The following is a 13,267-nucleotide window of genomic DNA, read 5'->3' as shown; positions in this document are numbered from 1 at the left end:
GAGGCCGGCAAATGACGCAATTTGATTTCATGGGCAAACGCAAGGCTGCCTACATCATCTCTATCCTGTTGACGGTCATCGCCCTTGGGGCGCTGGCTGTCAAGGGCTTGAGCCTGGGCCTCGACTTCACCGGCGGCACCCAGGTCGAGGTAAGCTACGCCAAGGCGCCCTCGCTTGACGAAGTTCGTGATGAGCTGGGCGAGGCAGGCTTTGGCAACTATTCGGTGCAGACCTTTGGTGCTGACACCGACGTGCTGGTCCGCCTTCAGCAGACCTTTGATGAAGGCATCGGTGATCAGGTCGTCACCGCCCTGCGTGCCGAGGGCGAGCAGGTCGATCTGGTGCGGGCTGAGTATGTCGGCGCTCAAGTCGGCGATCAACTTCGCGACCAGAGTGGATTGGGCATGCTGATTGCCCTCGGTGTGGTCGCGCTGTATGTCGCCTTTCGCTTTCAGTACAAGTTTGCCCTCGGCGCCCTGATTTCGCTGGGCCACGATGTGGTGATCCTGCTGGGCTTTTTTGCCCTGTTCGGTTTCGACTTCGACCTGACGGTACTGGCCGCGGTGCTGGCCGTGATCGGTTACTCGCTCAACGACACCATCATCGTCTACGACCGGATCCGCGAAAACATCCGTCGCTCCCAGTCCAATGATCTGGTCAGGATCTTCAACGACGCCGTCAATCAGACGCTGTCGCGAACGCTGTCGACCTCGGGAACGACTCTGCTGGTGCTGCTGGCACTGTTTTTCCTGGGCGGCGACATGATCCATAACTTCTCGCTGGCACTGATCGTGGGCGTGGTGCTGGGGACGTTCTCCTCCATCTATGTGGCAGCCGCCGTACTGCTGCTGGTCAAACTGGAGCGAGAGGACCTGATCCCGGCGAAGCGCGAAAATGCTGCCGAGGACGAGCTGCCCTGATATCCCGGGCGGCTTGACCGATCAGTGCCACCGACACATAAAAGGGCCCGCCTCATGGAGGCGGGCCCTTTTTGGTATCGACATCCGTTCTTTCGAGACCCGTTTCTCTGGTCTCGACAGACGGCTACAGGGTCGGCAGATTCGCGTTGCCCATCGCCTGTACCAGCTGCTTGAAAAGACGCGGCGAGGCCGCCATGAGCGCCCCTTCGATCTTGATCTGAGGACTGCCCTGCGGTGTGCCGGATAGCGCCCCACACTCCTTGAGCACCAGGCTGACGATGTGCATGTCCTGCTCGTCCAGCCCCAGGATGAAGCCGGCATCGACATGGCCGGCACACAGCGACAGCATATCCAGCAGCGGGCAGCCCGAGGCGCGCAGCATGTCCACGCGAGCGCCCAGCTGGGTGGTCAGAATCTGCCAGGTCGAGAAATAGCGCTCGCGCATCCAGTTTTCGGGAAGGCCCAGCGCGATGCGACTGCCATCAATGCTGGTACGCACGGGCACACGCATGCGGCGACCGTTGTAATGGGCACCCCGGCCGCGGCTGACCAGATACTCTTCATCGGTGAAGGGGGAAATGATGACGGCATGCTCGGGACGCCCCTTGTAGAGGCAGACCATCGACAGCGCACAGCCCGAGGTGCCGGACGCCAAGTTGGCGTAGCCGTGAAAGATCTCGATCTTCCAGTGATAATCACGTCCTTCACCACGGCCTTCACTCCAGCCGATATAGCGTCCGGACATGCCATGTTCCGGGTATCCCTTGCCAAACTGAGCGGCAATCAGGGTTTCTGCACGCTGAGCCGTATCGCTGAGCAACGTATCAAGCGTGTTGTCTTCACGGGCAATATCAAGTCGGTCGCGAACGCGAACGAACTGTTCCTGGGCGCCACGCAGCGCGCGCAGGGCAAACTGGACCATTGGATGCATGATCAATCCTCGAACCGAGTGCTGTTAAAGAGCGGGAGCGGGTCAGTAGCTGACAGAATCAAACGCCGCCCGTGCGACAGGCCCGAGACCTGCCACACAAGCGACGCGATAAAATGAGATGTCTGAAAAGCGGACTGTCCGGAAAAGTGGCCGACGATGCTAGCAGAGACGCCTTGAACTCGCCAGCGCTCAATCAGGGCAGAGTCCGGTCGCTCCATGCTAGACTTGCCTCTTCTACTGCCCAACGGCCCACGTTTTCTGTATTACGGCGATTTTCATGCTAGAGCGTATTCGTATTGTTCTGATTGGCACCAGTCACCCCGGTAATATCGGCGCCGCCGCGCGCGCCATGAAAACCATGGGGCTTGAGCAGCTCGCGCTGGTCGCGCCGCGAGGGGAAGGGATCAACCCGGAAGCCATTGCCCGGGCCTCGGGTGCCGATGACATCCTTGAGCGGGCCACGCTGCATGATACGCTGGAACCGGCGCTGACGGACTGTCAGTGGGTGGTCGGGGCAAGCGCCCGCTCACGCCATTTGCCCTGGCCGCTGTGCTCACCGCGTGAGTTTTCTGCCCGCCTGCCCGGCGAGATGCAGGGCCAGAACAGCACGGTGGCGCTGGTCTTCGGTCGAGAGGACAAGGGGCTGACCAACGAAGAACTCCAGCGCTGCCATACGCATGTGCATATCCCGACGTCCGCCGATTACAGCTCCCTCAATCTGGCGGCCGCCGTCCAGGTGCTGGCCTACGAATGCCGTCAGGCATGGCTTGGCACTCAGGCCAGCGCGACGGACGCCCTGCCCGGCTCGGCCTATCCCTTTGGCGTTGAATGGGACAATCCGCTGGCCAGCCACGCCGACACAGAGCGCTTTTTTGAGCATCTCGAACGCACCCTGACCGATATCGGCTTTCATGACCCGGCCAACCCGCGTCAGCTGATGGCACGCCTTAGACGCCTTTACATGAGAAGCCGGCTGGATGTGATGGAGCTCAATATGCTGCGCGGCATTCTGACACGCGTAGACCGCCTGCAAGACGGTTCTGGCAAGCCAACGGCGCCTACCGAACCCTCGTCGTGACGCCATCGGTCCCCGGTCACCGCCGACAATTGTTGACCAAATCCCTCGGGATTATCATAATCAACGATTACTGTCATGTTGCGGAATCTGGATCATGCGTCTGACGACCAAGGGCCGCTACGCCGTTACTGCCATTCTGGACCTGGCCCTGCACGGTAGCGGCTCGCCCATCAGCCTTGCCGATATCTCGGCGCGCCAGGATATTTCGCTTTCCTATCTCGAGCAGCTTTTTGCCAGGCTGCGTCGTGAGGGGCTTGTCACCAGTGTTCGCGGACCGGGCGGCGGCTACCTGCTGGCCCGGGCACCTGGTGAGATTTCCGTGGCCAGCGTCATCGACGCGGTCAACGAATCCATCGATGCCACGCGCTGTCAGGGCACAGGGGATTGTCAGCAAGGAACCACCTGCCTGACGCATCATCTCTGGAGTGATCTGTCCGATGTCATACACGATTTTCTCGATCGTATTACGCTTGAAGAGCTGATTCATCGTCATGATGTTCAGCGCATCGCCTGTCAACAGCAGGACAGCGTCAACCGGATTGCCGTGCTGCCCATTGCCCACACGTCCTGATGTCATTGTGCGTCGTGCAGCGGGTCATGACGCTGGAGAAAGGAAAACACCATGAGCACCATGCCTCTTTACCTTGACTACGCGGCCACGACCCCGGTCGACCCGCGTGTGGCCGAGGTCATGGCACGTCACCTGACGCTGGAAGGCACCTTTGCCAATCCGGCCTCACGCAGCCACATGTCGGGCTGGCTGGCCGAGCAGGCCGTCGAAACCGGACGACGTCAGGTCAGCGACCTGATCGGGGCCGACCCGCGCGAAATTGTCTGGACCTCGGGGGCTACCGAGGCCGATAACTTGGCGCTGATCGGCTACATGCGCGCTCATCGCGCCCGCGGTCGACACCTGATCACGTCCGCCATTGAACACAAGGCCGTACTCGACAGCGCCGCCGCCCTCGAACAGGAAGGCTTTGAGGTGACCTACCTCGCCCCTCGCGCCGACGGCACGATCTCGCCCGAGGCGCTTCAGGAGGCGCTGCGCCCCGAGACGATTCTGGTGTCCCTGATGGCGGTCAATAATGAGCTGGGCAGCATCAACGATCTGCAGACGCTGGGCGCCATCGCGTCCGAACATGGCGCGGCCTTTCATGTCGATGCCGCCCAGGCCACCGGGCGAATCGAACTGGACATGAGCCGGCTTTCCGTCGACATGCTGTCGCTGTCGGCGCACAAGGCCTACGGCCCCAAGGGCATCGGCGCGCTTTACGTTCGACGCGGCACCCGAATCGAGGCACTGATTCACGGCGGCGGTCATGAGCGCGGCATGCGCTCCGGCACCCTGCCGACCCATCAGATTGCCGGCATGGGCCAGGCCTTTTCACTGGCCCTGGAAGAAAAGGACAGCGACAACGCCCATCTCGAGATGCTCGGTCAGCACTTTCGCAACGGGCTTCGCCGACTGGAAGGCACCTGGATCAATGCCGATGGCGGGACGCATGTGCCCAACATCATCAACGCAGGCTTTGAAGGCGTGGATGGTGAGGACCTGATCATGGCGCTACGCGGTCTGGCAGTGTCGACCGGGTCGGCCTGTAATTCAGCCAGCGTGGACCCCTCCTACGTATTGACCGGTATTGGTTTGCCACGCGAACAGGCCCTGGCCTCGATTCGCTTCAGTTTTGGCCGTTTCAGCCGGATCGAAGAGATCGATCAGGCACTTGAATCACTTTCGAACGCTCTGAGCAGCCTGCGTACGCGCCAGAGCGCCTGAGCATCTTCCATCTTTCGCGCGCCAGGCGCGCATCACCGGGGAGGACAATATCATGGCCCGGATCTCGATTTCCGAAGCCGCCGCCCACCAGATTCGCCACGTGCTCGAAGAGCGCGGCAGCGGCGAAGGATTGCGTGTTGCGGTCAAGCCAAGCGGCTGCTCGGGCTATAGCTACGTGCTCGACTTTGCCGACAGCGTTGATGCCGATGATCAGGTGTTTGAAGATCACGGTGTCAGAGTCATCGTTGATAACGACGCCCTGTCCGTCCTTGACGGCACCGAGGTGGATTACGTCAGCGAAGGTCTTAACCGCTTCTTTCGCTTCAATAATCCCAATGTCCGCGATGAATGCGGCTGCGGGGAAAGTTTCAGCGTTTGACCCGACCCATGCCACTGCGGATGCATGTTGCGTCGGCTATGGCTATAATGGCGCGATTTTTGCCGGAGCCGGCAGCTGTCAATGCAGCTGCCGGCTCTGCGCTATCCTGAATCACGACTCATCTTGAATTCATCACCCTGTCAGGAGCCCTTTAACATGGCCCAGGAACGTACTCTCTCCATCATCAAACCGGACGCCGTTGCCAAGAATGCCGTAGGCGACATCATTTCTCGTTTCGAGAAGGCCGGTCTGCAGGTGGTCGCCTGCAAGATGGTCAGCCTGTCACAGGAAAAGGCCGAGGGCTTTTACGCCGAGCACAGCGAGCGTCCTTTCTTCAAGGATCTGGTCTCCTTCATGACCTCCGGTCCGGTCGTTGTTCAGGTGCTGGAAGGTGACAACGCCATCGCCAAAAACCGTGAGCTGATGGGCGCCACCGACCCGAAGAAGGCCGAAGCCGGCACCATTCGCGCCGATTTCGCCACCTCCATCGACGCCAACGCCGTTCACGGCTCCGACGCGCCGGAATCTGCCCAGCGCGAAGTGGCCTACTTCTTCTCTGACGAAGAAATCTGTCCGCGCGGCTGATTGCCTTGCCGCGCCCGGCCGTCATCTGCCCCCGAGGGCAGATGACGGCCTTCTTTCTCCCATGACACCAGCGAGCTCACTGCCATGACACAGACTGCCACGACGACACCCGTCAATCTTCTGGGTCTTTCACGCAGCCAGATGGAGCAGTTCTTCATCGACCAGGGCGAGAAAAAATTTCGCGCCGCACAGGTCATGAAATGGATCCATCATGAGGGTGTCGATGACTTCTCGCAGATGACCAATATTTCAAGGGCCCTGCGTGACAAGCTCTCACATGTGGCCGAAATTCGTGGCCCCAAAGTGGTCTACGAAGGCCAGTCCAGCGACGGCACGCAGAAATGGGTGCTGGAAGTGGAAGATGGCAGCTTCGTGGAAACCGTTCTGATCCCGTCCGAAAACGGTAGCCGACGGACGCTGTGCGTCTCCTCTCAGGTCGGCTGCTCGCTGGACTGCAGCTTCTGCTCGACCGGCAAGCAGGGCTTTCAGCGCAACCTGACCGCCGCCGAAGTCATCGGCCAGCTGTGGGTTGCCCAGGCCAGTGCCGGCGGGCGCATGGGTCATGATGACGGCCGCCGCGCCGTCACCAACGTGGTCATGATGGGCATGGGTGAGCCACTCTTGAACTACGACAATATCGTGCCGGCCATGCACCTGATGCTGGATGACAACGGCTACGGGCTCTCCAAGCGCCGCGTGACCCTGTCGACGTCGGGCGTGGTCCCCATGATCGAGAAGCTGGGCGATGAGATCGACGTCGCGCTGGCCATTTCCCTGCATGCCGCCAACGACGAGCTTCGCAACACGCTGGTACCGCTCAATCGCAAATACAACATTGCAACACTTCTGGACGCCTGCCGACGCTATCTGTCCAAAAGCGAGGGAACGCGCCATATCACCATCGAGTACACCCTGATCAAGGATATCAATGATCAGCGTGAACATGCCGAGCAGCTGGTCGAGGTGCTGGGAGATCTACCCTGCAAGATCAACCTGATTCCGTTCAATCCCTTCCCACATGCCGGCTATGAAAAGCCGTCACGCAATCAGGTGATGCGATTCCAGGCATGGCTTTACGAGCTTGGGCACAATGCGCCGGTCCGCACGACCCGCGGCGATGATATCGATGCGGCCTGTGGGCAGCTGGTTGGCCGCGTCAAGGATCGCACCAAACGTGCCGAGCGCTATATCAAGGCGGTTCAGCTCGACGCATCATGACCGATTCGCCATGTACTATCCGTCATCGGCTTGACTTGGTGGAGTGGCAGCGCTTTGATGGTCAACGCTTTCGCTAATATTTGACAGATTCGGGCATGTTCATCACGTCAGGAAGTCGATGATTCACTTGCGCTGCACCTTCAAGACATCCCTGGTCATGGCGGCCCTGTTGCTGGTCGTTACGACGCTTACAGGCTGTGCCAGCCATGGCAGCAGCGCTCAGGGGCCGTCAGAAGAGTCACCCACCACGGCCTACACTCAGCTGGGTATGGCCTACCTGCAGCGCGATGATCTGGAACGCGCCCAGCAGGCCTTCGGCCGGGCCATCGACCTTTCTGCCAACGACCCCGATGCCCTCCAGGGGCTTGCCCTGATCTATCAACGTCAGGGCGAGACAGACAGTGCCGATCAATATTTTCAGCGCGCCCTGAACGCGCGGCCCTCGTTTACTCAGGCGCGCAACAATTACGCTGCCTTTCTGTTCAACCAGAATCGAATCCCTCAGGCCTGCGAACAACTTGAACAGGCCACGTCGGATCTGCGCTACGAACGCCGCGCTCAGCTTTTTACCAACCTGGGGCAGTGTCGTCAGCGTCAGGGCGACAGTACCGCGGCGCTTGAGTCCTACCAGCGCGCCGTGCAGCTGGATGAGCGTCTACCGCGCGCATGGCTGGGACTTGCCGAAGTACAATATCAACAGCAACGCTTTGATGCCGCCCGCGCCTCGCTCGAACACCATGTTCGACTGGCCGGCAAGAGCAATGAGAGTCTGCAGCTGGCTCAAAAGCTTGCCGGCGAGGCATATGATGGGTAAGGCTGGCCTGCGTCAAACGCCGGAGAAGGATCATTTCGTGCCACGACCGAACAAGGAATTTTCTGCATGAGCGAACAGCATGCCTCTCCCGCCGGGGAGCCGGGCGCCGGTGAAATGCTGCGCGAAGAACGCGAACGTCAGCGCCTGCATCTGGAAGATGCCGCCGAGCAGCTGAATCTGCGTCCGTCTCTGGTCGCCGACATGGAACGTGACAACTTTGATCAGATCCCGATACCGACCTATCGTCGAGGCTACCTGCGTGCCTATGCGCGCCTGCTGGGCATCGATGATCGAATGATTGTGGCGGCCTATGATCGTGTCCACGGTCGAAACGATCTGGATGAGCGTCGCGTCGCGCCCATCAGCAGCATCAAGCCCCCCTCGCGCATGGGCGCCATCGCCTTCAGGGTCGTCACGGTGGTCGTCGTGGTCATTCTGGCCGTCATGACCCTGTTATGGTGGGAGGGGCGTGAAAGCGCGCCCGGCTATGGGGATGAGAGCGCCATGCCCGAGCAGAACCTCACGCAGCAGGGAAATGCAGACGAGCGCGACCTGCCGCCAACGCCTGAAGCCCAACCCGTTGTGGATAACACATCGAGCGATGGCTCGGGTACCATGGCGAACAGCGCACCGGTCAACACCGCGATAGCCACCCGGGTCGCCGAAGGCAGCCATGATGGCATGCCCGAACCCGGCAGCCTTCAGGTCGAGACGCCCGAAGGCCGCAACGGCGCGACCGGCGGGCTGGTGGACACCGCCAGTGACGAAGACACGGCGTCCGACCCGATCGCCAGCGGTCGCAGCGTGAAAATGAATTTTGGCGGCGAATCGTGGGTGGATGTTCGTGATGCCAATGGCACCACCGTCCTGCGCGGCCTGCAGCAAAGTGGCACCACCGCCACGATCGAAGGCGTGCCGCCCTTTCGCCTGACGGTAGGCAATGCCAATCAGGTCACCATTGATTACAGAGGCGAACGCGTAGACATGTCCCAACACGCCGGCAGCAGCAACGTTGCCCGTTTTACCCTGGGGGAGTGATTTATCATGATTAGCCAGTCCCCGATCGTACGGCGCAAGTCGCGCCAGATCCACGTCGGTAATGTGCCCGTGGGTGGCGATGCGCCCATTTCCGTACAGAGCATGACCAATACCAACACGCTGGACGTCGACGCCACCGTTGATCAGATCGAGCGTATTGCCGCTGCCGGTGGCGATATCGTGCGCGTCTCCGTGCCGGACATGGACTGTGCCGAGGCCTTTGGCAGGATCAAGCAGCGCACCTCGGTACCGCTGGTGACCGACATCCATTTCGACTATCGCATCGCCCTGCGTGTCGCCGAACTGGGCGCAGACTGCCTGCGCATCAACCCGGGCAACATTGGTCGGGAAGACCGTGTTCGTGCCGTGGTTCAGGCGGCCCGCGACAACGGCATCCCGATCCGCATCGGCGTCAATGCAGGCTCGCTTGAAAAGGACCTGCAGAAAAAATATGGCGAGCCGACGCCGGCCGCGCTGGTCGAATCGGCCATGCGCCATATCGATTATCTCGATCGCCTGGATTTTCAGGAGTACAAGATTTCGCTCAAGGCCAGCGATATCTTCATGGCGGTCGACGCCTATCGTCAGATTGCCGGCCAGATCGATCAGCCTCTGCACCTGGGCATCACCGAGGCCGGTGGACTTCGCGGCGGCACGGTCAAGTCATCGATCGGTCTGGGGGCGCTTTTGATGGATGGCATCGGCGATACCCTGCGTATCTCGCTGGCGGCCGACCCGGTCGAAGAGATCAAGGTCGGCTACGATATCCTCAAGAGCCTGAAACTGCGATCGCGGGGCATCAACTTCATCGCCTGCCCGAGCTGCTCACGCCAGAACTTTGACGTCATCGGCACCATGAACCAGCTTGAGGAGCGTCTTGAAGACGTCATGACCCCGCTGAACGTGTCGGTGATCGGCTGTGTGGTCAACGGTCCCGGCGAGGCAAAGGAAACCGATATCGGTCTGACCGGTGGCAGCCCGGCCAACCTGATTTATATCGACGGCAAGCCTGCACAAAAACTGCGCAACGACCACCTCGTGGACGATCTCGAAAAACTGATTCGGGAACGCGTGGCGCGCAAGGAAGCCGAAGAGAAAGATGTCATCACCCGTGCCTGAGGCTCGGGCCCTTTTTTGAAATGCAGCGATAAACAATCAATGTCGAGTAAATTACAGGCCATCCGAGGCATGAATGACCTGCTGCCCGAGCGCTCGCCGCTCTGGCAGTATTTCGAGCAGCACGTGCGCCAGCTCATGGCACAGTACGGCTATCTGGAAATGCGCACGCCGGTGCTTGAGCAGACAGCACTGTTCAAGCGCTCCATTGGCGAGGTAACCGATATCGTCGAAAAGGAGATGTATACCTTTGACGATCGCAACGGTGACAGCCTCTCTTTGCGCCCGGAAGGCACGGCATCCGTCGTGCGTGCCGCCATCGAAAACGGACTGCTGCATAATCAGACCCACAGGCTCTGGTATGCCGGCCCCATGTTTCGCCACGAACGCCCCCAGAAGGGCCGTTATCGCCAGTTCCATCAGGTGGGTGTGGAAGTCTTTGGCCTTGAAGGGCCGGACATCGATGTCGAAGTGATCGCCCTGTCCGCCCGCCTCTGGCAGGCGCTGGGCCTGATCGATCACGTGCAGCTCGAGATCAACTCGCTGGGCTCGCTCGAAGCGCGTCATGCCTATCGCGCCAGGCTGGTCGACTACTTCAATGCGCACCTCGATCAGCTTGATGAGGATGCCCAGCGGCGTCTTGACAGCAATCCGCTGCGTATCCTTGATAGCAAGAACCCGAACATGCAGGCGCTCATCGAGGCGGCACCAAGGCTCATCGATCATCTTGATGAGGCCTCCGTTGCACACTTCGAGGGCCTCAAGCAGCGCCTTGATGCGCTGGGTATCGAGTATGTGATCAATACACGTCTGGTGCGCGGGCTGGATTACTACAGCCGCACGGTCTTTGAATGGACCACCACGGCGCTGGGCAGCCAGGGCACGGTCTGTGCCGGCGGACGCTACGACGGTCTGGTCGAACAGCTGGGCGGCAAGACCACCCCGGCAGTCGGTTTTGCCATGGGCGTTGAGCGTCTGATCCTGCTTCTGGAAACGCTGGAGCTTGTACCAAAGGCGGCCGAAGACATTCTGGATGTCTACCTGATGGGTCAGGGAGAAGGCATCGATACGCAGCTGCTGGTGCTGGGTGAGACGCTTCGCACCCGCTTGCCCATGCTTCGCGCACAGGTGCACTGCGGTAGTGGCAGCTTCAAGAGCCAGCTCAAGAAGGCCGACAAAAGCCGTGCCCGTTTTGCGATCATGCTGGGCGAGGATGAGCTCGCTGCTGGCACGGTAACGCTCAAGGACCTGCGCGGCGAAGAGCCCCAGCAGCAGATGGACATTGCCTCGCTGGTCGATCGCCTTGCACGCTGGATTGAAGAACGTCCGGCGGACAGCGGCCACTCAAACCGCGTTTAGCGCTTTTCCGACGACCCGGGCAGAGAATGTCATGAGACCGAACCTACAGGAGTGCCGCACGTGGCGGATCAGTTGAATATTCACGAGGAAGACGATCAGCTGGCAGCTGCCAAACGACTCTGGCACAACTACGCCAAGCCGATTCTGGGCGGCATTATCATTGCCGCAGCCGGTCTTTTTGCCTGGCACTGGTGGCAGGATCATCAGCAGTCGCAGTCCGAGGCGGCCTCGCTTCAGTACCAGCAGTTGATCCAGCTGACCTCACAGGACAGCCTTGATGACAGCGGCCGCCAGGCAGCCCAGAGCATCATCGATGCCATTCGTGACCAGCACGGCGACACCCTGTATGCCGACCTGGCCGGCATGATTCAGGCGCGTCTGGCCGTGGATGGCAACGATCTGCCGGCTGCCGAGCAGGCACTGGGCGAAGTACGCAAAAGCAGTGATCGCGACGAGATCCGCGCGCTGGCCGGCCTGGAACTGGTCCGTGTGCAGCTGGGTCAGAACAACGCCGAAGAAGCACTTGGCACGCTTGAGAGCCTGCAGCTGCCCGAGGCCATGAGCGCGCGCGGCGCGGATATTCGTGGTGACATCCAGCTGGCACTGGGCAACACCGACGAGGCGCGCAGTGCCTGGCAAAACGCCGTCAACCTGGCTCGTGAGCACAATCAGGAGCTCTCCGGGATACAACTCAAACTCGATGATCTGGCGCCTCAGGAGGCTTCATGAGCACGCTTGAAAACGGCTCTTTTTCACATTCGGGTCTCAAGCGCGTCGCGCTGATGGCCAAACCGCTGGGCGCCCTGCTGTGCGCGACCTCACTGGTGGTTCTTGCGGGCTGCTCCGGCAACGTCCAGACCGGCACCCAGCCACGCGAACTGACCACCATTGATCAGACCGTCAAGGTCGAAGGCATGTGGTCTCAGGGCATCGGATCACTGACACGCGCGCGCTACCCGATCACTCCGGCCATCTCGGGCGATACGATCTACGCCAGCGATGCCGAAGGCAACATCAAGGCCATCAACCGCAATAACGGTCAGATCAAATGGGAAAAGCGTCTGGATACGCCCATTTCCAGTGGTCTGACGGCGGACAGCGGACAGCTCTTTGTCGGCACGCGCAACGGTGAAGTCATTGTTTTCAGTGAAGACAACGGCGACATCGTCTGGCGCTCACGCGTGTCCAGCGAAGTGATCGCACCGCCGCAGCTCAACAGCGGTCAGGTCGTGGTGCAGAGTGTGGATGGTACGCTCACGGCACTGGATCGCTTTACCGGTGACGAGCAGTGGCTGTATGCCTCCTCCCAGCCGGCGCTGACCCTGCGGGGCACCGGGGCACCGCGCACCATCGATCCGGTCTCCTTTGCCGGCTTTGCCAACGGCCGTCTGGCCGCCTTTGACAACCGCAGCGGTCAACAGCTGTGGGATCTGCGTGTTGCTGTCCCTCAGGGGCGTACCGAAGTCGAACAGCTGGTGGATCTTGACGGCCAGCCGGTGCTGACCCAGGACGGCCGTCTGTTCGTGACCAGCTACAACGGTCGCGTCATGGCACTCGATGCCCGCAACGGCCAGCCGCTATGGGATCGGGAACAGTCTAGCTACCACACTCCGGTACTGGTTGGTGACTATCTCTTCACGGTTACGGCCGACAGCCACATCATGGCGCTCGATGCCAACAACGGTCGCGTCATCTGGAACCAGGACGCGCTCGAAGGCCGCTCGCTGAGTGCCCCGGTGTTTGTCGACAACAAGCTGGTGGTCGGCGACTATCAGGGCTATCTGCACGTTATTGATGCCCAGAGCGGTGAGCAGGAAGGCCGCGCACACCCGGGCGGTGACGGTATCAGCATCACACCACTGACCGATGGCAACCATGTCTTCGCCCTGACCAATGACGGTGAGCTGATCGCCTACGCCCTCAGGGACATGGACAGCCCCCAGTAAGCCGTTCTCGACCGTGATGTCATGACGGGTCTTCCGGTATTCGACCGGAAGACCCGTTCGTTTATCATCCACGCCTGACCAGGCGTACCACACATTTCGAATA

At 60.5% G+C, this 13,267-nt stretch carries 14 protein-coding genes; 13 read left to right on the top strand and 1 reads right to left on the bottom strand.

Features of this window, described 5'->3' with window-relative positions:
• Positions 1 to 11 precede the first annotated feature (11 nt).
• Positions 12 to 920, top strand: a complete 909-nt coding sequence (gene secF, locus Q0931_RS13485; RefSeq protein WP_299261143.1) for a protein translocase subunit SecF — start codon at positions 12 to 14, stop codon at positions 918 to 920.
• 124 nt (positions 921 to 1,044) lie between these two features.
• Here secF and Q0931_RS13480 read toward each other — a convergent pair whose 3' ends face one another.
• Positions 1,045 to 1,851 carry an inositol monophosphatase family protein gene (locus Q0931_RS13480; protein WP_299261141.1) on the bottom strand — a complete coding sequence of 269 codons (807 nt, stop codon included), beginning with the start codon at positions 1,849 to 1,851 and terminating at the stop codon, positions 1,045 to 1,047.
• Positions 1,852 to 2,128: 277 nt separating this feature from the next.
• Between Q0931_RS13480 and Q0931_RS13475 the strand changes: the two genes are divergently transcribed.
• The 12 genes from Q0931_RS13475 to bamB all read left to right on the top strand — a co-directional run bounded on the left by Q0931_RS13475 (position 2,129) and on the right by bamB (position 13,164).
• Positions 2,129 to 2,929 carry an RNA methyltransferase gene (locus Q0931_RS13475; RefSeq protein ID WP_299261139.1) on the top strand — a complete coding sequence of 267 codons (801 nt, stop codon included), beginning with the start codon at positions 2,129 to 2,131 and terminating at the stop codon, positions 2,927 to 2,929.
• A gap of 94 nt (positions 2,930 to 3,023) precedes the next feature.
• Entirely contained in the window at positions 3,024 to 3,500 is a 477-nt protein-coding gene (locus tag Q0931_RS13470; RefSeq protein ID WP_299261137.1) for a Fe-S cluster assembly transcription factor, read from the top strand.
• A 51-nt stretch (positions 3,501 to 3,551) separates the two neighbouring features.
• Positions 3,552 to 4,709 (top strand): aminotransferase class V-fold PLP-dependent enzyme, encoded by a 1,158-nt coding sequence (locus Q0931_RS13465; protein ID WP_299261135.1) that lies wholly within the window; start codon positions 3,552 to 3,554, stop codon positions 4,707 to 4,709.
• Between the two features lie 52 nt (positions 4,710 to 4,761).
• Positions 4,762 to 5,088, top strand: a complete 327-nt coding sequence (locus Q0931_RS13460) for an iron-sulfur cluster assembly accessory protein (protein ID WP_108844172.1) — start codon at positions 4,762 to 4,764, stop codon at positions 5,086 to 5,088.
• A 156-nt stretch (positions 5,089 to 5,244) separates the two neighbouring features.
• The gene (gene ndk / locus Q0931_RS13455; RefSeq protein ID WP_108844199.1) at positions 5,245 to 5,673 is read left to right on the top strand and encodes a nucleoside-diphosphate kinase; all 429 of its coding nucleotides are present in this window, start codon (positions 5,245 to 5,247) and stop codon (positions 5,671 to 5,673) included.
• A gap of 84 nt (positions 5,674 to 5,757) precedes the next feature.
• A complete protein-coding gene (gene rlmN, locus Q0931_RS13450; protein ID WP_299261131.1) occupies positions 5,758 to 6,891 on the top strand; it encodes a 23S rRNA (adenine(2503)-C(2))-methyltransferase RlmN in 1,134 nt (377 codons plus the stop codon).
• A 118-nt stretch (positions 6,892 to 7,009) separates the two neighbouring features.
• A complete protein-coding gene (gene pilW / locus Q0931_RS13445) occupies positions 7,010 to 7,705 on the top strand; it encodes a type IV pilus biogenesis/stability protein PilW (protein WP_299261129.1) in 696 nt (231 codons plus the stop codon).
• Positions 7,706 to 7,771: 66 nt separating this feature from the next.
• Positions 7,772 to 8,743 carry a RodZ family helix-turn-helix domain-containing protein gene (locus Q0931_RS13440; RefSeq protein ID WP_299261127.1) on the top strand — a complete coding sequence of 324 codons (972 nt, stop codon included), beginning with the start codon at positions 7,772 to 7,774 and terminating at the stop codon, positions 8,741 to 8,743.
• A 6-nt stretch (positions 8,744 to 8,749) separates the two neighbouring features.
• Positions 8,750 to 9,862, top strand: coding sequence for a flavodoxin-dependent (E)-4-hydroxy-3-methylbut-2-enyl-diphosphate synthase (gene ispG, locus Q0931_RS13435; protein ID WP_299261125.1), 1,113 nt, complete (start codon positions 8,750 to 8,752; stop codon positions 9,860 to 9,862).
• A gap of 39 nt (positions 9,863 to 9,901) precedes the next feature.
• On the top strand, positions 9,902 to 11,218 hold the full coding sequence (gene hisS / locus Q0931_RS13430) for a histidine--tRNA ligase (protein ID WP_299261123.1): 1,317 nt from the start codon (positions 9,902 to 9,904) through the stop codon (positions 11,216 to 11,218).
• A 60-nt stretch (positions 11,219 to 11,278) separates the two neighbouring features.
• Positions 11,279 to 11,947, top strand: a complete 669-nt coding sequence (locus Q0931_RS13425; RefSeq protein ID WP_299261121.1) for a tetratricopeptide repeat protein — start codon at positions 11,279 to 11,281, stop codon at positions 11,945 to 11,947.
• A complete protein-coding gene (gene bamB, locus Q0931_RS13420; RefSeq protein WP_366941619.1) occupies positions 11,944 to 13,164 on the top strand; it encodes an outer membrane protein assembly factor BamB in 1,221 nt (406 codons plus the stop codon). Before Q0931_RS13425 ends, bamB begins: the two co-directional genes overlap by 4 nt.
• Positions 13,165 to 13,267: the final 103 nt, after the last annotated feature.

The sequence above is a fragment of the uncultured Kushneria sp. genome (genome assembly GCF_947497025.1).
GTDB lineage: Bacteria > Pseudomonadota > Gammaproteobacteria > Pseudomonadales > Halomonadaceae > Kushneria.
This window is presented reverse-complemented; position numbering and strand designations above follow the sequence as displayed.